This window comes from Streptococcus oralis SK304 (genome assembly GCF_000287715.1).
Classification (GTDB): domain Bacteria; phylum Bacillota; class Bacilli; order Lactobacillales; family Streptococcaceae; genus Streptococcus; species Streptococcus oralis_Y.
In genome coordinates this window covers 426433-445671 of sequence record NZ_ALJN01000016.1, presented here as the reverse complement: position 1 = coordinate 445671, position 19239 = coordinate 426433, and the positions used below count along the sequence as shown (strand labels likewise).

General features: G+C 40.2%; 18 protein-coding genes and 1 pseudogene. 1 reads left to right on the top strand and 18 read right to left on the bottom strand.

The genetic code is table 11. The features are described from left to right. Nucleotides 1-177: 177 nt before the first annotated feature. From HMPREF1125_RS09030 to eno, 12 genes and pseudogenes are all read right to left on the bottom strand, one after another. A complete protein-coding gene (locus HMPREF1125_RS09030; RefSeq protein WP_000283615.1) occupies nucleotides 178-1518 on the bottom strand; it encodes an MATE family efflux transporter in 1341 nt (446 codons plus the stop codon). 41 nt (nucleotides 1519-1559) lie between these two features. Next, a complete protein-coding gene (locus tag HMPREF1125_RS09025; protein ID WP_000924515.1) occupies nucleotides 1560-2828 on the bottom strand; it encodes a dihydroorotase in 1269 nt (422 codons plus the stop codon). 12 nt (nucleotides 2829-2840) lie between these two features. After that, a complete protein-coding gene (locus HMPREF1125_RS09020; RefSeq protein WP_001135788.1) occupies nucleotides 2841-3305 on the bottom strand; it encodes an NUDIX hydrolase in 465 nt (154 codons plus the stop codon). A gap of 9 nt (nucleotides 3306-3314) precedes the next feature. Further along, nucleotides 3315-3968, bottom strand: a complete 654-nt coding sequence (locus tag HMPREF1125_RS09015) for a uracil-DNA glycosylase (RefSeq protein ID WP_001164844.1) — start codon at nucleotides 3966-3968, stop codon at nucleotides 3315-3317. A gap of 61 nt (nucleotides 3969-4029) precedes the next feature. Further along, the gene (locus HMPREF1125_RS09010; protein WP_001146409.1) at nucleotides 4030-4722 is read right to left on the bottom strand and encodes a YjjG family noncanonical pyrimidine nucleotidase; all 693 of its coding nucleotides are present in this window, start codon (nucleotides 4720-4722) and stop codon (nucleotides 4030-4032) included. 35 nt (nucleotides 4723-4757) lie between these two features. Then, a pseudogene (locus tag HMPREF1125_RS12970) lies at nucleotides 4758-5306 on the bottom strand (hypothetical protein). 88 nt (nucleotides 5307-5394) lie between these two features. Continuing rightward, nucleotides 5395-5898, bottom strand: coding sequence for a hypothetical protein (locus HMPREF1125_RS12880; protein ID WP_002883158.1), 504 nt, complete (start codon nucleotides 5896-5898; stop codon nucleotides 5395-5397). 283 nt (nucleotides 5899-6181) lie between these two features. Further along, the gene (locus HMPREF1125_RS08995; RefSeq protein ID WP_001137924.1) at nucleotides 6182-6724 is read right to left on the bottom strand and encodes a ClbS/DfsB family four-helix bundle protein; all 543 of its coding nucleotides are present in this window, start codon (nucleotides 6722-6724) and stop codon (nucleotides 6182-6184) included. Nucleotides 6725-6855: 131 nt separating this feature from the next. Continuing rightward, on the bottom strand, nucleotides 6856-7770 hold the full coding sequence (locus HMPREF1125_RS08990; protein WP_001178530.1) for a hypothetical protein: 915 nt from the start codon (nucleotides 7768-7770) through the stop codon (nucleotides 6856-6858). A gap of 238 nt (nucleotides 7771-8008) precedes the next feature. Beyond that, nucleotides 8009-8845: an AraC family transcriptional regulator gene (locus tag HMPREF1125_RS08985; protein WP_000972222.1), complete on the bottom strand. Its 837-nt coding sequence runs from the start codon at nucleotides 8843-8845 to the stop codon at nucleotides 8009-8011. 203 nt (nucleotides 8846-9048) lie between these two features. Then, nucleotides 9049-9543, bottom strand: coding sequence for a YkgJ family cysteine cluster protein (locus HMPREF1125_RS08980; protein WP_001123661.1), 495 nt, complete (start codon nucleotides 9541-9543; stop codon nucleotides 9049-9051). A gap of 174 nt (nucleotides 9544-9717) precedes the next feature. Continuing rightward, nucleotides 9718-11022, bottom strand: a complete 1305-nt coding sequence (eno, locus tag HMPREF1125_RS08975; RefSeq protein ID WP_000022823.1) for a surface-displayed alpha-enolase — start codon at nucleotides 11020-11022, stop codon at nucleotides 9718-9720. Between the two features lie 162 nt (nucleotides 11023-11184). Between eno and HMPREF1125_RS08970 the strand changes: the two genes are divergently transcribed. Continuing rightward, the gene (locus HMPREF1125_RS08970; RefSeq protein WP_000131095.1) at nucleotides 11185-11631 is read left to right on the top strand and encodes a DUF1694 domain-containing protein; all 447 of its coding nucleotides are present in this window, start codon (nucleotides 11185-11187) and stop codon (nucleotides 11629-11631) included. Here the strand turns inward: HMPREF1125_RS08970 and HMPREF1125_RS08965 are convergent. The 6 genes from HMPREF1125_RS08965 to glgB all read right to left on the bottom strand — a co-directional run bounded on the left by HMPREF1125_RS08965 (nucleotide 11628) and on the right by glgB (nucleotide 19214). Then, a complete protein-coding gene (locus tag HMPREF1125_RS08965; RefSeq protein ID WP_000706398.1) occupies nucleotides 11628-12743 on the bottom strand; it encodes a glycerate kinase in 1116 nt (371 codons plus the stop codon). The two genes, HMPREF1125_RS08970 and HMPREF1125_RS08965, sit on opposite strands and share 4 nt — an antisense overlap. A gap of 9 nt (nucleotides 12744-12752) precedes the next feature. Beyond that, nucleotides 12753-13397, bottom strand: coding sequence for a phosphoserine phosphatase SerB (serB, locus tag HMPREF1125_RS08960; RefSeq protein ID WP_000195502.1), 645 nt, complete (start codon nucleotides 13395-13397; stop codon nucleotides 12753-12755). Nucleotides 13398-13458: 61 nt separating this feature from the next. Further along, the gene (glgA, locus tag HMPREF1125_RS08955) at nucleotides 13459-14892 is read right to left on the bottom strand and encodes a glycogen synthase GlgA (RefSeq protein ID WP_000697271.1); all 1434 of its coding nucleotides are present in this window, start codon (nucleotides 14890-14892) and stop codon (nucleotides 13459-13461) included. Further along, nucleotides 14889-16028: a glucose-1-phosphate adenylyltransferase subunit GlgD gene (glgD, locus tag HMPREF1125_RS08950; protein WP_000687044.1), complete on the bottom strand. Its 1140-nt coding sequence runs from the start codon at nucleotides 16026-16028 to the stop codon at nucleotides 14889-14891. The genes glgA and glgD overlap by 4 nt, the downstream gene beginning before the upstream one ends. Beyond that, nucleotides 16018-17160 (bottom strand): glucose-1-phosphate adenylyltransferase, encoded by a 1143-nt coding sequence (locus HMPREF1125_RS08945; protein ID WP_000787255.1) that lies wholly within the window; start codon nucleotides 17158-17160, stop codon nucleotides 16018-16020. Before HMPREF1125_RS08945 ends, glgD begins: the two co-directional genes overlap by 11 nt. 158 nt (nucleotides 17161-17318) lie before the next feature. Continuing rightward, nucleotides 17319-19214: a 1,4-alpha-glucan branching protein GlgB gene (gene glgB, locus HMPREF1125_RS08940; protein ID WP_001064534.1), complete on the bottom strand. Its 1896-nt coding sequence runs from the start codon at nucleotides 19212-19214 to the stop codon at nucleotides 17319-17321. Nucleotides 19215-19239 lie beyond the last annotated feature (25 nt).

The window sequence follows — 19239 nt, the reverse complement described above, 5'->3', positions numbered from 1 at the left end:
TCTTGCCTTTCTAACTTTGTACTTACTCTACTATTTTACCGTTTTTAGGAAACACTGTCAAAGTATATGACCAATAAAATTTCACAAGGTAAAAAAAATAAATCCCCGTTTTAACAGGGATTCTCTCCAGTTAGAGCATTTTTTCACAAAGTTATTTTTCGGGATATTTTCCAAAAATTAGCTCAATCTTTTCATTACGGTTTTCAAACGCCATTGATACAAACAGCCAGAAACAATCAAACTGGCAATCAACCCAATCCAGTAGGCAAATGCCCCTAAGTCAGTTGCTTGATCTAGTAGATATCCTAGAGGTATCGCTACTCCCCAATATCCGATTAGGCCAAGATAGAAAGGAACGATAGTGTCCTTATAGCCTCTTAGAATCCCCTGGAGCGGAGCCGCAAAGGTATCAGCTAACTGGAAAAAGAGACTATAGGTTAGGAAAACAGCAGTTATCTCAATGAACTGATCGTCATTCCCATATAGACTTGCTACACGATCTCTAAAAATGTAGAGAAAGGACAGGGTAAGACCTGCAAAAATGAGGGCTGTTACTCTCCCCAGACGAGCATAGGTTTTTGCATTCTCAAAACGTTTAGCCCCCACCTCGTAAGACACAACAATTGCCATAGCAGAGGAAATACTCATAGGAAAAGCATACATGAGGCTCGAAAAATTCATAGCTGACTGGTGGCTGGCGATGATGAGCGATGAAAACTTAGCCATAATCAAGCCAACCACAGAAAAGATGGCCACTTCCGCAAAGACAGTTCCTCCGATTGGTAGACCTAACCGAACACCTTCCTTGATTTTATCTATATTGAGTGGAATAGGTTTTTCAAGATGTAACGCTTTTAATCTTTCCTGTTTGAACAAAACAAGCAAGGAAATACCCAATAAAACCCAGTAGGCTAGCGAAGTTCCTAACCCTGCTCCTGCACCGCCAAGCTCTGGAAAACCAAGAGCTCCATAAATCAAGAGATAGTTAAAACCACTATTGAGCGGAAGTAATAGGAGCATCAGATACATAGATAGCTTAGTCAATCCAAGAGAATCCAACAAAGATCGAATGACACTAAAAAGCAACAAGGGAATAATCCCGATAGAAAGGTACCCAAGATAAGAAACTGCAACTGCCGCTACTTGAGCTTCTAGTCCGATATGATTTAAGACAGGAGGTGCCAAGAAAAGTACCAGTCCCAGTAAGACCACAGATAGACCCAAGGCCAAATAGATGAACTGGTAAAAATCTGACGCAACTTCTTCCTTTTGACCTCGACCAAGATGGTGACCAATGATGGGCACCAGGGCTGATACAATCCCTGTTAGGAATGTAAAGAAGGGATTCCAGATACTGGTTGCCATAGACACACCAGCCAAGTCCATGGTATTGTACTGCCCAGTCATTGTTGTATCAACAAAAGAGGCAGAATAATTGGCAAATTGATAAATCAGGATAGGGAAAAATATCTTAAGAAATAAGACAAACTTATCTTTAAATTGATGGGTTGGGTACATAAGTGCTCTCTATTCTTTTCAATTTAAGAGCAGAGTCCCATCTAGTTTTGGTAGACAATTTGTCCCTTGCAGATGGTATATTTGACCTGCCCTTTTAAGGTTTCACCGATAAATGGTGAATTGGCTGATTTTGAAGCAAAGTCTGGACCAACAGTACGATCAGCCTTATCATCAAAGATAGTGATATCAGCTGGACCATTCTCAGCCAAGTAACCTGCTTCAAAGTTGTAAAGTTTGGCTGGATTGACAGTCATTTTTTCTAGTAATTCCATCAAGCTTAGTTCACCAGCTCCCACCAAATAAGTCAAACCAAGAGAAAGAGAGGTTTCCAAACCAGTCATACCAGATGGCGCTTTGGTGATATCTTCTACATTTTTCTCATCTGCATGGTGAGGCGCGTGGTCTGTCGCGATAACTGTGATAACACCTGACTTGAGACCTTCGATAACGGCACGACGGTCTGATTCCAAACGAAGCGGAGGGTTCATTTTGGCATTGCTACCTTGAGTTAAAAGAAGAGTTTCTGTCTTAGAAAAATGTTGTGGTGCCACTTCTGCTGTGACTTGGGCCCCCAAACCTTGAGCAAACTCTACTACTTTGACACTTTCCTCCTTAGACAAATGCTGGATATGAACGTGGGCCTTAGTTGCATGGGCAATCATGACATCACGCGCAATCATAGCATATTCTGCTACACCTGTCGCACCACAGATCTTGAAGTGGTCTTTAGCGATGTTTTCGTTAAAGCCAAGAATGCCGTTCAAGCCGGGATCTTCCTCGTGTAGACAAACAAAGGTTCCAAGTTTTTTAGCAGTTTCCAAGGCTTCTTTGAGAACCTTACTGCTTTCAAGTGGAATACCATCATCTGAGAAACCAACGGCACCTGCTTCTAAAAGCGCCTTAAAGTCAGTCAAGTCTTGGCCATTAAAATTCTTAGTAATGGTCGCAACCGTCTTAACATTGATTTTCTCTTTAGCAGCTGACTGAAGAACTTCTTGCAAAGTCTCCACGTCTGAGATGGTTGGATTGGTATTAGCCATCATGACGACCGTTGTAAAACCACCTGCAGCGGCTGCTAGAGCACCAGTATGGATATCCTCCTTGTGGGTCTGACCAGGTTCACGAAAATGAACATGAATATCCACGAGTCCAGGCGCAACTACAAGCCCAGTAGCATCAATCAGTTCTGCTCCTTCTTCCTTAATTTCAGGCGCAATTTTGACAATTTTCCCATCTTGGACCAAAACATCACACACTTGATCCAAACCAGACTTGGGATCCATTACACGACCATTTTTGATTAGTAACATCTGCTTTCTCCTTTATTCATAGAAATCAACTTGAGTATCCAACAATTTATCCCCATCATAAACAAACTTTGCTGAAAAGAAGGGTTTATCTTCTAAAAGCCACTCAACAAAGGTGTGGTCACCCTCCCAAGTTGGCTTGCTCAAGACTTCATCATAGGGAACCCATTCTAATGTTCCCTCATTGCAGTCAATCAAGTCACCTTCAAACTCCGTCACCTTAAAAACATAGGTGTACCAGTCTAAATCAGGCGTAAACTCAGGAAAAGTGATAACGCCTTTTAGGACAGGCTTGGCTTTGAGACCTGTTTCTTCGAGGATTTCACGCGCTGCACATTCCTGTGGAGTCTCCCCTCGCTCTAGCTTACCACCCACACCAATCCATTTACCTTCATGGACATCATTCGGCTTCTTATTACGATACAGCATGAGCAGTTCTTTTCCGTTATCAATGTAGCATATCGTCGCTAACTGAGGCATATTCTCTCCTTATCTAAGCCAATCAATTGGCACTTGTCCTGTCTCTTTTAAAAATGCATTAGCCTTGGAAAAAGGCTTGGAACCCCAAAATCCTCTGAAAACAGATAAAGGACTGGGATGGGCTGATTCGATAATCAAGTGGTGAGGATTGGTAACCAAGGACTTCTTCTTGCGTGCATAAGCGCCCCAGAGTACAAAGACCACTGGCCTATCCAGATTATTGACCACCTGAATCACAGCATCTGTAAAGGGCTCCCATATCTGTCCAGAATGACCATTGGCCTGCCCAGCAGGAACGGTCAAGCAAGCATTGAGAAGTAAGACTCCTTGCTCAGCCCAAGCCGTCAAATCATGGGATTTCTTAACTCCGATGTCATCTGCTAATTCTTTCAAGATATTTTGCAAGGATGGCGGGGCTGGAATAGCATCGGGTACAGAAAAGCTCAAGCCCTGAGCTTGACCTGGCCCGTGATAGGGGTCTTGCCCTAGAATCACCACCTTAACTTCTTCAAGCGGTGTAGTCAATAGAGCCTGAAAAATCTTTTCCTTAGGTGGATAAACAGTTCCCTGAGCATAGACCTGATCCATAAACTGATTGATTTTCCCGAAATACCCCTCAGGTAATTGCTCCTTAATCAAAGCATGCCAAGATGAGTGTTGCATCGCCAACTCCTTCGTTTTTACTGCTTCTATTATAGCAAAAAGTGGCTATCTAAACCACTTTTTACAGTTTATCCAAACAATCCAACAAGTCTTGGTAAGAATGAACTTCATAGGTTGGCTGGGCTTGTGTGTGATTTTCGAGGTGATGAGGGTTGTACCAGATAGTATCGATACCAGCATTATTGCCACCTTGGATGTCAGCTGTCAGGGAATCTCCAATCATCAGCGTCTTTTCTTTGCTAAATTCTGCAATCTGCTGACCGATTTTTTCATAGAATAGTGCATCAGGCTTTTGTGTTTGCAGTTGCTCGGAGATAAAGACTTGGTTGAAATAGGGAGCCAGACCTGATTGAGCCAAACGTCCTGTCTGAATGGCAGTAATCCCATTTGTCGCAGCGTATAGCTCATAATCTCTCTCGATGAGGCTGTCCAAGAGTTCATGAGCTCCCGAAAGAGTTTGTCCCTGCTGAGCGAGATAAAATTGGTAACGCTGAGCAAGTAACGTACCGTCTTTCTTCAGTCCAAAATGAGCAAATAAACGAGAAAAGCGCGTGTTGACCAGCTCTTGTTTACTAATTTTCTTTTGCTCCAAGTCCTTCCAGAGAGCCTTGTTCATCGGAACGTAATAGTCTTTATAGGCTTGAATGTCCGCAACTCCTTCTTCTTTTAGAAGTTGCGTCAGAGCCACATCCTCAGCAGTATCGAAATCAAGCAAGGTATGGTCAAGGTCGAAGAGTAAAAATTTGTAGGGCAATTTAATGGTTTTCCTTTCTGAGTGAGAAAAAGTCGCTAATATTTATTTGGGAAATATTCTTTTCCCAACTGCCATAAGTACTGATCAATTTCTTTAAGATTAAATTCTTCTAATCCATAGTATTCTCTAAAAGCAATAATTATATTTTTAAATTTTTGATAATCTTTTAGGTCTGCATTCTTAAAGTTAAAAAATTTATCTGTTTTTCTAAAATATTTTAATACCTTTTCTACATAGCTATCATAAATAGGGTATTCGTTAGGATTATGATGAGAACAGTATTTGGTAGAAAAAGAATAAAACTTTCTAGTGACTCCATTAATAGTAACATTTTGAATTTCCTTGACTAAAGTTACATCACCTTGTCTCAACCTCTCATCAATTTTAAGACTTAGAATATGCTCTGCAACTGGATAAACTGAAAAAATATTGGTAAAAGCTCAAAAAATAATTTATCTAAAGCATCTTCTTGCAACTGATAATTTTTAAGATTTTTCCACGTTTTCAAGTATTTTCCTACTTCAATGGCTGACGGTTTAGATATAACAATATCTGATTTCTGTCTTCTTATAGTTAATTTGCATACTTACCTCACTTAAAGTAGTTGTTAAAATAATTGATAGATTTATTATAGCATATTACAAAACGAATGGGTAAACTCTTTATTCGTCTCTATCCCAACTCCTTGGCTATTCTGCTTTTTTCAAGTTTTCCCTTGGTAATTCGTTTCCATAAAACAAGAGGATTCAGACTATAGGATAAGCGTACGAGGAAATAATTAACCCATTCGATAAGAGCAAAAAGTTGTATCAATGTAGCTAAGATAGCCACTTGGAAACTCTGTGTATTCCAGACTATAAAAGGAAAGCCTGAAATAAGTAAAATAAGATCTAGTATTCTGAAACCACTATATAGTTTGGGGACACTACCGCTTCCGAACTGGGGATTCGACAGTCTTGTAATCAAAATCGCCCAATAGATTGAACCTTGAAGCAGTATAAATGTCAGTAAAGATAAAGGATAGAGAATGGTGACTAGACTCCTCCAATCACCAAGCCGATTTTTCAAAAGGAAAAAACACAACCAAAAGGATAGGATGGCTGCAAGTTCTCCCAAACAGAGGGACCCCAACTCTTTTCTAACTTTCTCTTTTTGTATGTTCATCATCTCCCCCATCTATCTATCATCTATATCAGAAAAAAGCCATTCGATCCATTTTCTAGTCAACATTTTTCAGAGTCAAGGCATTCTAAGCGTCGAACAGTCCAATTACTCTAATATAAATGCAATTCTAAATTTAGAATTGCATTTATATATATGTTTTAGATCTGTTCTAAATCTATGACAGCCTTAAATTTTAATTTTTGAAGGATTCTAAAGCTAGAAGAGCTAAAAAATCACGAGAACTAAGCTATTCGAAGCTTAGAATAACCTTTGGTGAATTTCAATAGCACTTCAACTAGCCACTCTTACAATTTCTCTGATGAGCTTTGAGCTTTTTCAGAGCCCAATCATAGTGACTGGAGGTGCTACTGACAAAGTAGGAACCTAGACTTGTCCCACCCGTCCATTTATAGATACCTTTGGTAAAGAGTTGGTCATTGCTGAAGCCTTCCATCAACTCTAAAACCTCTTTATGTGATTGCTCTAGTAGCCTAGTCGCTTCTTCTAGAGACGTTTTCTGGTGCTTCTTCCAAATAGCGACATTCATTTCCCCATAAGTTTTCCAATTATAAGGTTCAGGGAGAAAAGGTCTTTCATGTCCCTTTTGATTAGAATGTACCCAAGTCAAAAGTAACTGATGCCATTCATAGAGATGGATCAGAACATCTCTTAGATTTTTATCTCTTTTCCAGTGAGCTTCTTTTTTCTTTTGGTCTTTTGAAAAATCAAAAGGAGTCTGTAGTTCCTCTTCACTTAATTTAGAGATAAAGTGATTGAGCTTTTCATAGTTTTCCTTAGAGGCTAGCACTAATTCCTCTTTCGTTCTTGGTCTAGGCATAGGAGTTCTCCCTTCATTTTTAAGTAGAATAAGCTATTTTCTTACTTCATTATACCATAACCATAATCAAAAAGCAGTTCTTCATTTTACGAAAAACTGCTTTTACTAACTATTTTTTATGCTTATAGTCACTAGTTTACATATAAATCTCTAAAGCGACCATCCACTTCAGCTATCTGATAGAGCAAGTGGGCTAGTTCTTGATAATCTTCTTTTAAACATGAAAGGTGGGCTTGACCAAATAGAGTAGCCAATTCTTCTTTGAATCTTGCCCCTTTCGGATCATGGTCTTTTAAAAATTTACTGAGATAGAGATTTCGAACAGCAGCAAGTTTGAAGCTGAAATACTGATGCAATTGTTTTTGCTCTGTATTTAAGCCGTTTTCAGCAACTGCTTTTGCATAACATTCCAAGACATTATTTTGTCCATCCAGATATCTGGCCCTTATAAGCCTTGCTGTTTCCTGATAGATTTCAGTCTGACTAGGACTCTTGACCTTCTTAAAATTTCCCCACATGGAGTAAGCTCCACGCTTATAGTCAATAGCTTCCGCCTTCCAGGCTTCTATAATGTCATTAAAAGCAACCTTCATACAGGCAAAACCAGCTGGATCATGTAAATAGAGATACTGACCATCAAGAGCATACACGGTTACGAAGTGATCCACACCATAAAGGGTTGTGTGATTGGGATTGTAGGTCAGATGCCCCATATCAAGAGGTCCCAGTACGACAGGTCCATTGGACATAAATGCTTCCAACTTTCCTTTAACCTCTTCCAAATCTACTTCTGATTTATCCTTTAGATAGAAGTCCTCATAGTCAAATCCAAGTATTTTTAAAGAATGAGAAATAGAAAGATCTGGCATTCCGTTATCAAAAAATACTAGAGGGTGCTGCTCATCTTCCTTTACGATACTAGCGCCATTTCCCATCGCCATGATTGCCTCTAAAAACTCTGCTTTAAAGTCATAACCATAGCCATCCAGTGCCATTGTCAATGAATAGCTATAGCAAAGCGACACATCTCCAAAATACATCTGCATATTCATGCCTCCTTATCTTCTATGGGACTATTATACCGAGAAAACTATTCGTATGCCCCATAAAATCCAAACAAAAATTATGGTATGTTTGATTTATAGACATGAATTCCTTTATACTTAAATTTAAATTAAATTGTAATTCTTTTTTGCATAAGTTATTTCTCAAACAAAGAAAAACTCTGTAAAAGATACCTTCTACAGAGTCAGCTTTCCATCTTTATAAAAAATAGAAAATTATCTAGTCCTTGCTTACTGGTATCCAGAGTTCCATTTGATAGTCTGGTGACGACATATCTCCTTCAGTATAGACTTCAAAATCTGGCGCTCCTGAGTGGCGATAGCCTGTTTCTGGGAAAAAAACCTCCAAAACATACTTCCAAGCATTGTGAATGCTAGCTGGTATAGAACCTTTGACTGGGACGATAGCATATTCAGCTGCTGGGATGTCTTTGATTGACAGACCTAGTTCTTCTGCTTTCGCTTTATCCGTCACATCATAAGCCGCCATGCAGTTAATGATTTCGCCTTCTTTCACATCCGAGCAGAGACCAAAGGATTGGCCACTTCCCAGACTCTCTAGACTTTCAAAGCTGTGATTTGCATAAAGCTGCTCCCATGCAGACGGGCATTGGCTATTGTCAATAGCTTCCAATAGAACGCCTGCCACGGTAAAAGCAGGTTTCTTTTGAATCTTGATATCCATGTTCTTTCCTCCTGTAATCTTTAAGGATAATTGAAGTCTAGGAAAGACCCGATAAGGTTTTCCATTTCGAACTTCTGAGGGGGTCGCACCATGGAATTTCTTAAAGGCTGCGCTGAAGGCATCCGCAGAGTCATAGCCGTATTTCAGCGCTATGTCAATGACTTTCTCAGTGCTTTCCCGCAAGTCTGTCACAGCTTCTGACAGCCTGCGATTGCGCAAATATTCTGCTAAAGTCATATCTGCTAGGATGGAAAAGAGCCTGCTAAAGAGAGGATAAGAATAGCCAGATAGCTGTTGAAATCTTTTCATATCCACTTCTGAAGTCAGTTGCTGCTCCAAATAATCCATGGTTTGATTGAATTGATGCATCATATTCGTTTCTTCTTACCTCCACAAGATACAAAAGACGTTAAAAGCAAAGTGAAAATAGGAAAATTGACGCTGGAGTTTCTGGTCCTAGGAAATTTTATCTTTTTCACACAGCTTTTAGGCCATGTTCAATTCTATCTATAGTCTATCAGATATCAGATACTTCCGCCCTAGAATATTTGTACAAGATTCAGAGGTGTATATTTCTATAACCTATCCTTTAATTTCTCAACAAAGAGATAAGCTGCTGGGCAGGTCAGGGTATTTTTGACTGTCAGATGATTAATTTGATAAATCTTCTTACGATCTGTATGAGGGAACTTACGGCAAGCCTTTGGTCGAACGTCGTAGATTGAGCAGAGATTGTTTCCTCCTAGAAAGGGGCAAGGCATGGATTTGAAAACCTTGTCCCCATCTTCATCCACCTGCAGGAATTCCGCTTCAAAAGCTGGTAATTTCATCTTAAAGTACTTAGCAATACGGGTAATATCGGCTTCTTTAAAGTCGGGTCCCAAGGTCTTACAACAGTTAGCACATGCAGTGCAATCAATCTCAGCAAAAACTTCTTGGTGAATCTGCTGGGCAATCTTATCTAAGTTTCTAGGAGGTTTTTTCTTTAGATTAGCTAACACTTTGCGGTGCTCCTTCTGCTTTTGCAGTGCTAGTTGGTGGTAATACTCAATATCAATCTCTTTAGGCATAATTTCTTCCTAATACAAGTGTTTTTGTCTATTATACCATAAACTATTTTCTATTTTTTGCCTTTATATACAAAAAGCCCTTCGGATAAAATCCGAGGGGCTTAAAACGTTGTTAGATCAACGACCGAACTTTTGAATTTCAAGGTTCGGGATAAAATAGTTCACTGAACTATTTTATTTTTTCAAGTTGTAGAATGATTTCAATCCACGGTATTCAGCTACTTCACCAAGTTGGTCTTCGATACGAAGCAATTGGTTGTATTTAGCGATACGGTCTGTACGTGAAAGTGAACCAGTCTTGATTTGTCCTGCGTTAGTTGCAACTGCGATGTCAGCGATTGTTGAATCTTCAGTTTCACCTGAACGGTGTGATACAACTGCAGTGTAACCAGCTTCTTTCGCCATTTCGATAGCGTCGAATGTTTCAGTAAGAGTACCGATTTGGTTAACTTTGATAAGGATTGAGTTAGCAGCACCTTCTGCAATACCTTTTTCAAGGTAAGAAGTGTTTGTTACGAAGAAGTCGTCACCAACCAATTGAACTTTACCACCAAGACGTTCAGTAAGAGCTTTCCAACCGTCCCAGTCGTTTTCATCCATACCATCTTCGATAGTGATGATTGGGTATTTGTTTACCAATTCTTCAAGGTAGTCGATTTGTTCTGCAGCAGTACGTACAGCAGCGCCTTCACCTTCAAATTTAGTGTAGTCGTAAACTTTACGTTCTTCATCATAGAATTCTGATGAAGCACAGTCAAATCCGATAAATACGTCTTTACCAGGAACATATCCAGCAGCTTCGATTGCAGCAAGGATAGTTTCAACACCGTCTTCAGTTCCTTCGAAACGAGGAGCGAATCCACCTTCGTCACCTACGGCTGTTTCCAAACCACGTGATTTAAGGATTTTCTTAAGAGCGTGGAAGATTTCAGCACCCCAACGAAGAGCTTCTTTGAATGTAGGTGCACCAGCAGGTACGATCATGAATTCTTGGAAAGCGATTGGAGCGTCAGAGTGAGAACCACCGTTGATGATGTTCATCATTGGAGTTGGAAGAACTTTAGTGTTGAATCCACCAAGGTAGCTGTAAAGTGGGATTTCAAGGTAGTCAGCAGCAGCACGAGCTACAGCGATAGACACACCAAGAATTGCGTTTGCACCCAATTTACCTTTGTTAGGAGTACCGTCAAGTGCGATCATAGCACGGTCGATAGCTTGTTGGTCACGTACATCGTAGCCGATGATAGCTTCAGCGATGATGTTGTTTACGTTGTCAACAGCTTTTTGTGTACCAAGACCACCGTAACGAGATTTGTCACCGTCGCGAAGTTCAACTGCTTCGTGTTCACCAGTAGAAGCTCCTGATGGAACCATACCACGTCCGAAAGCACCTGATTCAGTATAAACTTCTACCTCAAGTGTTGGGTTACCGCGTGAGTCTAGGACTTCGCGAGCGTAAACATCAGTAATAATTGACATTTTTTACTCTCCTTTGAGTTAAATTTTTTACACCTCTATGATACCTTAAAAATAAGCGTTTTTCAAGAAAAAACGTTATCTTTGTGCAAATTTTCCTTAACTTTATAAAGTAATCGCTTTCTTTTGTCTGTTTTCATGCGATTTTTGTGATATACTGTTTTTATGACAGATTTATCAAAACAACTACTAGAAAAAGCTCATGGTGGGCCGAAATTAAACCCTGACGAACAACGCCGCTACCTCGGTACTTTCGAGGAAAGAGTTCTTGGATACGCGGATATCAGTACTGCCAATAGTCCTGAATTAGAACATGGATTTTTCTCTATTTTAGATGGTTTTCAAGAAAAGGTAGAGGAACTTTTTGTGAAAATCTCACCAAATATCGAGTTTGACAAACAAGTCTTTTACTTAAAACAAGCAAAGGAAAGCAACTGCCAGGCGACTATTGTTTCAGATGATCATATCACCTCTCCTTTCGGCCTTGTCATTCACACGAACGAACCTGTTCAAGTAGATGAAAAAGACCTTAGACTTGCATTCTCGAATCTCTGGGAGGAGAAAAAGACAGAAACTCCTAAAAAATCAATCTGGAAAAAATGGTTAGGTTAATCCTTCCTCATATTTAATAAATGACCGATATTAGTAGCTGTGTGCTCCAAATAGAGACTTGCATTTTTCAAACTATTCTCTAAAGGTTCACATTTTTCTAAAATGGAAAATGCTGCTTGTATATTTTCAAATGGTAGGGGAGGCAAATCGTCAGCAAGACTACCACAAATAGCAATAACTGGAACTCTGTTAGGGGTTCTTTTTGCTACGCCGATAGGAGCTTTCCCAGCAAAGCTTTGACTGTCCAGTCTGCCTTCTCCAACGATAACCAAGTCGGCGCCTGCAACTTTCTTGTCAAAGTCTATCAAATCCAAGCAAGTATCAATCCCAGATACGATACAGGCCTCAGCAAAAGCACATAGCCCAGCAGCAATACCCCCACCTGCCCCTGCTCCTTTAAGAAATAGGGTAGAAGGCGGTAATTTTTCATAGAACCGCTGCATAGCCAGATCTACTGTCTCAAATAAAGCAGGATCCAAGCCCTTTTGTTTTCCAAATGTATAGGTCGCTCCTTGATGACCACATAAAGGGCTCACGACATCTGCTAAAATGCGAATTTTCACATCTTCAGGAATCCTATACAACTCACTGTCTGAAACTGACTCGAACTCAAGCAAAGTCTGACCGCAAGCTGGTAATTCCTTTCCATTCTTATCATAAAAACAATAACCCAGACCAGCAGCAATGCCTATCCCACCGTCATTACTAGCCGTACCGCCAACGCCGACATAGATATCTTTCATTCCTTGATCAATGAGATGGCGAATCAATTCTCCGATACCGCGAGTTTGGATGTGGAGAGGGTTTCGTTTCTCCTGCGGAATCTTTCCAAGACCAACCAAGTCAGCAACTTCGAAGAGCGCTATTTGATCTTTTTGAAAGTAGCGCATTGATTCTTTTAGCCCAAAAGGCCCCGTCACCTCTTGCCATTTTTCTTCGAGTTCAAGAGAATGGCGAATAGCATCTACAGTTCCTTCCCCACCATCACCAACAGGACAGAGCAGACATTCTACATCCGATATTGACTGTTCGAAGCCTTTTTTTATAGCTTGAGCGACCTCTTCTGCTGTCAAACTTTCTTTAAAAGAATCAGGTGCGATTACAATTTTCATAGTTCCCTCTCATTCTAAGAAATCAATCAAAGGAAGAACTTCCAAAAAATCCCTCGTATCTACATGACAAGCTATCTCTGCTTTTACGACCTCTTTGGCACAAAAGGCTATACCGTGGCCTGCTGTCTTTAACATCAAGAGGTCATTGGCACCATCACCGATAGCAATCGTTCTTTCTTTGGGTAGTTCTAATTCCTTTCTCCATTTCTCAAGAGTAGCATTTTTTACTTGACCTGTCACAATTTCACCAACTAATTTTCCTGTTAAAAAACCGTCTTTGACTTCCAACTGGTTAGCAGAGAAATAGGAGATACCAAGGGATTCTGCCAATCTCTCAACTATTGGTGTAAAGCCACCAGACACTAGACCGACGAGGATGCCCTTCTTTTGAAGAATGGAGATAAATTCTTGAGCATTCTTGGACAGGTGAATGGATTTGAAGACAGTATCAAAGACCGAAATTGGAAGACCTTTTAACAAAGCCACTCTTGCTCTTAAACTTGTTTTAAAATCCAGTTCACCTCGCATTGCCTGGCTTGTAATTTGCGAAATTTCGGCTTCGCAACCTGCTTCTCTTCCTAAAAGATCAATCACTTCCTCTGCTATCAGGGTGCCATCAACATCCATGACACAGAGCCCCATTACTTGAGTCATCACTTCTCCTCTTTTCTAAACAGCCCAAAAATCGTATGAAAGAATCATACGATTTTATCTATTAGTTGACTAAACTATGGTACAAGTCCAGGTAAGATTTGCAGGCTGTATCCCATGAGAAATCACATTCCATAGCTTGTTTTTGTAGATTTTTCCAAACGTCCGGCTGGTACTTATAAACATCCAAGGCTGTTTGGAAACTCCAGTTAAGCCAGTAAGGTGTTAAATTGTCAAAGCTAAATCCAGTACCAGTTCCTTCGATAGGATTGAAGGATTGAACCGTATCACGCAAGCCACCCACTTCATGAACCAATGGTAGAGTTCCATAGCGCATAGCCATCATTTGTGACAAGCCACATGGTTCAAAACGACTTGGCATGAGGAAGAGATCACAAGCTGCGTATATTTCTTGAGCGAGCTTGACGTCAAAAGTGATATTTGCTGATAGCTTGTCTGGATAGACTTGCGCAAACCAGGAGAAGGAATGTTCAAAAGCCGGGTCACCTGTTCCTAAAAGGACTATTTGAACGTCCTCTTGTAAGAAACGATGCAAGCTTTCTACCACAACATCAAAACCTTTTTGGCGCGTCAAACGAGAGACAATCCCAACTAGAGGAACATCTGCTCGGACAGGTAACCCAACTCTCTCTTGCAATTTCGCTTTATTTTGTGCTTTTCCAGACAAATCTTCCTTATCAAAATGATAATCTAAAAGTGGGTCTGTTTGAGGATTATAAAGATCTGCGTCAATACCATTGACAATACCTGAAACCTTACCTGACTCCATCCGAAGAATCTGGTCCAAACCGCAGCCGAACTGACTGGTCATAATCTCGTGCGCATAGCTAGGGGAAACGCTTGAGACACGATCCGCGTAGAGAATACCTGCTTTCATCCAGTTGAGGCAATCATTCCACCGAAGGGTGCCATCAGCATAGCGTTCAAACCCAACACCGAACAAATCCCACAACATTCCTTCAGAAAATTGACCTTGAAATTCCAAATTATGAATAGTTAAAACTGTTCTGATTCCTTGATATGCTTGAATCCAATGATACTTTTCTTTCAACAAGAAGGGAATCATGGCTGTGTGGTAATCATGAACATGGAGAAGATCAGGAATAAAGCCGATGCGTTCCATGGCTTCAAGAGCAGCCAGTTGGAAAAAGGCAAAGCGTTCACCATCGTCAAAATCACCGTACACATGGCCACGGAAGAAATAATATTGATTATCAATGAAGTAGAAAGTAACCCCATTCAAGACCTTTTTCTTAATACCACAGTACTGTCTACGCCATCCTACACTAACTTCAAAGTGGAGAACATCCTCTATCTGGTCACCAAACTTAGCTTCTACCATATCATAGTAAGGCAAGAAAACTGCAACTTCGTGCCCTGCTTTTACAAGTGATTTGGGAAGGGCACCAATGACATCGCCCAAACCACCTGTTTTTGAAAAGGGTGCTCCTTCTGCCGCTACAAATAAAATTTTCATGAGTAAATGTCCTCTGTTACTGTTTCACCCTTCTTAACTACAACTGGATGTTCTGCTGTTCCTCGAATGACAACACCGTCCGCAACTTCAACTCCTTTGTCTAGGATGGCATATTCAACTTGGGCACCCTGACCAATCACAACACGAGGGAATAAAATGCTGTCTTTCACCACACTATCTTTGTGAACATAAATGTTACGAGATAGGACTGACTGAACTACTTCACCCTCAATGATACTACCAGAAGCAAACTGAGAAGTACTTACTTTTGAAGTATTCGCATAGTAGGTTGGTTCTTCATTCTTAACCTTGGTATAAATCTTTTGGTTAGGTGAGAAGAGAGAGTAGAATTTTTGAGACTCCAACATATCAATATTGGCTTGATAATAGGATTGAACGGAGTGAATATTGGCTAGATAGCCCGTGTATTCGTAAGCAAAAGCACCTTCTTTTACAGCTAAATCGCGGAGTACATAGCGTAATTTTTCTGGATATTCTTTTTGAACTTCTTCTTCAAGTCGTTCAATCAACCACGGAGTATCAACGACGAATATATCTGTAGACATGTTGAAAAGTTCATCTGTTGATTTGGCATCAAAAAGTTTATGAGAAAGAACATGGTCTGTTTCATCCACTTCCAAGATGGCATTAACATCTGAAATATCCTTTTTAGGTAATTTCTTATAAACAACTGTAATCGGACGACCGGCAGTAGTATGTAAATGGAATACTTGATTGAGGTCAATATTCACCACGATATCACAGTTAAGTGCAACCGTCTGATTTGATCCTGAACGTTTCAAATAAGTGAGAAGCTGTTGGTAATATTCTTTCCCAACTGTGCTACTTTCAACACTCGTATTATAAATACCTAGATAGTAGTGGCTGAGAAGGGTAGATAAGCCCCACTCACGTCCTGAACGAATGTGGTCAAAGACTGAACTGATATTGTCTTGTTGGAAAATTCCAAAGACACTACGAACACCAGCATTTGCAAGGCTAGAAAGAGGGAAATCAATTAAACGATATTTTGCTCCAAATGGCAAGCTAGCCACCGGACGGTGTTCTGTTAACGTTGACATATCATGAAAACCAACTGTGTTTCCTAAAATGGCTGAATATTTATCAATCTTCATCTGATGCTACCCCCACTACTTCATTGTATCCTACTACTTGTACTTCGTCTGTTCCATCAATTTCGACACCTTCAGAAATAACAGCACCCTCACCAATAATGGCACGTTTAATTTTTGCACCTTTTCCGATAATGGCACCACTCATGATTACAGAGTCTACTACTTCAGCACCCTCACGTACTTGCGCTTCTGTTGAGAGAATGGAATGCTTAACAGTTCCATCCACGAGACAGCCATCCACAACTAAAGAATCTTCTACATGAGCGTGTTTTCCAATAAAGTTTGGTGGTGAAATCAAGTTCCGTGAGTAGATTTTCCACTGACGATCACGACTATCCAAAGCGTTGTTTGGATCAATGTATTCCATATTTGCTTCCCATAGAGACTCGATAGTACCAACGTCTTTCCAGTAGCCTTTGAATTCATAAGCATAGACGCTTTCTCCAGACTCAAGGTAGTTTGGAATAACATTTTTACCGAAATCTGACATATCTACCTTGTTCTTTTCAGCGGCTACTAGCATGTTGCGTAGACGTTTCCAGTCAAAAATATAGATTCCCATAGAAGCTTTAGTAGACTTAGGTTCTGCTGGTTTTTCTTCGAATTCAACGATACGGTTATTGGCATCTGTATTCATGATACCAAAACGGCTAGCTTCCTTTAGAGGTACGTCTAGAACAGCTACAGTCAGACTGGCATTGTTATCCTTATGTGATTGGAGCATATCATCGTAGTCCATCTTGTAGATATGGTCACCAGAAAGGATCAAAACATACTCAGGATTAATACTATCAATGTAGTCGATATTTTGGTAGATAGCGTGACTGGTCCCTTCAAACCAACGGTTTCCCTCACTCGCAGAGTAGGGTTGAAGGATAGAAACACCTGTGTTAATACCATCTAGTCCCCAGCTAGAACCATTCCCAATATGGTTGTTCAAAGCAAGAGGTTGGTACTGCGTAATAACACCAACATTATGAATCCCAGAGTTTGCACAGTTGGAAAGAGCAAAGTCAATGATACGGTAGCGCCCACCGAATTGCACTGCTGGTTTGGCAATGCTTTGAGTGAGTTTTCCGAGACGTGTTCCTTGCCCACCGGCAAGGATCAAAGCTAGCATTTCATTCTTCATTTTCTACTCCTTTATAAAGACATGTGAACGTTAAAATCGAAAGAAGGTCGGAAGTCAAACTTTTTATAAAAATAATAGGAAATCCATTTCTCTTGTGTTTCAAGTCCAATACAAGTACATCCGTTTTTAAAATATTAAAAATTGTAATCAACAGCCTGCTATTCTTTTTTCTTAGCTGGTTTCAAACGACGCTTGATCTTCCAAATGCTTGCTCCCATAGCAGGCAAGGTGAAGGTCAAAGTCTGCTCATAATCCTTCCATAATCCTTCTTGAGTTTGAACCGTTTGGTTGTATTCTTTCCAGACACCACCCCATTGTTCCAATTCTGTATTCCAAACTTCTTCATAAACTCCTGCGACAGGAAGTCCGATTGTAAAGTCTTTTCGTTCAACTGGTGCCATATTAAAGACACAGACTAACATTTCGTCCTTCTTGCCCTTACGAATAAAGGAAAGAACACTCTGATCTCTATTATCCGCATCGATAATCTCAATACCATCATAACTAGTATCAATTTCCCAAAGACAACGATGCTCTTTATAGAATTGATTTAGTTGAGAAGTGAAATGCTTCATCTTGGCATTCATCGGATCTTCTAGATTGGACCATTCCAACTGCTCTTCAGACTTCCATTCTAGGAATTGCCCGTACTCACTACCCATGAACAAGAGTTTCTTACCTGGATGACAAATTTGATAGGTGTAGAGATTACGCAGACCAGCGAACTGATTGTAGCGATCTCCCCACATCTTATGCATCATACTCTTCTTGCCATGAACCACTTCATCATGTGAGAAAGGTAGGAGATAGTTTTCATTGAAAACATACATAAAGCTGAAAGTCACAAGATTAAAGTCATACTTGCGATAAATCGGATCTTCCTCGTAGAAACGGAGGATATCATTCATCCAGCCCATATTCCATTTATAGTCAAATCCAAGGCCGCCCATTTCTTTCATACCAGTAATCTTTGTCGCTGATGAACTTTCTTCTGCAATCATCATGATATCTGGATGAGCTAACTTGATCACTGTGTTTAAACGTTGAAGGAAATAATAACCTTCATAGTTAAGGTTTCCACCGTCTTTGTTTGGAGTCCAAGGAGCATTATCATAATCTAGGTAAAGCATATTGCTCACTGCATCGACCCGAATACCATCTAAGTGGTAAAAATCAATCCAAAATTTAATACTTGAAATCAAGAAAGACTGGACCTCATTTTTCCCGAGGTCAAAATTCAACGCACCCCAACCGTAGTTATGAGCCTTGTTGTGATCTTGGTATTCAAAAGTTGGTGTGCCGTCATAATATGCTAATGCATCATCATTAATAGTGAAATGGCCTGGCACCCAGTCTACGATAACACCGATATTATTTATATGACACTCTTCAACGAAATCTTGGAATTCCTCAGGTCTGCCATAGGAATGTTCAAAAGCAAAGTAACCCATAAGCTGATAGCCCCAGCTCAAGCCAAGTGGGTGAGCCATTAAAGGCATGAACTCAATATGTGTATAGTTCATCTCAACTAAGTATGGAATCAACTCGTCTTTCAGTTGCGAAAAAGTATAGGGACTACCGTCTGGATTTCTCTTCCAAGATCCTGCATGGGCCTCGTATATATTAACTGGTCTCTCGAAAAATCCCAAACGTTTGCGACGTGCTAGCCAAAGACCATCTTTCCATTTCTTTTCACGGATATTGGTCAGAACTGCTCCTGTACCCGGTCTAGCTTCAAAATAAACTGCCAACGGATCAATCTTCATGATCTGGTGACCATTTGCACGCGTGATATGATATTTATAAATCTGACCTTCCTGAGCCTGACTAGTAAAGACTTCCCAAACACCTGCTTCATTACGAACCATAGGAATTTGATTCTCGACCCAATTAGTAAAATCCCCAACTAGATGAACTGCTTGTGCATTTGGTGCCCAAACCCTAAAAGTATAGCCAATTTCTCCGTTTTTCTCCTCTCTATGTGCTCCTAAATAATGCTGGAGGTGAAAGTTTTCACCTGTAGTAAAGGTTCTTAATGCTTCTTGATTATTCATTCGATCCCCTCTCTTTTGTAAGCGT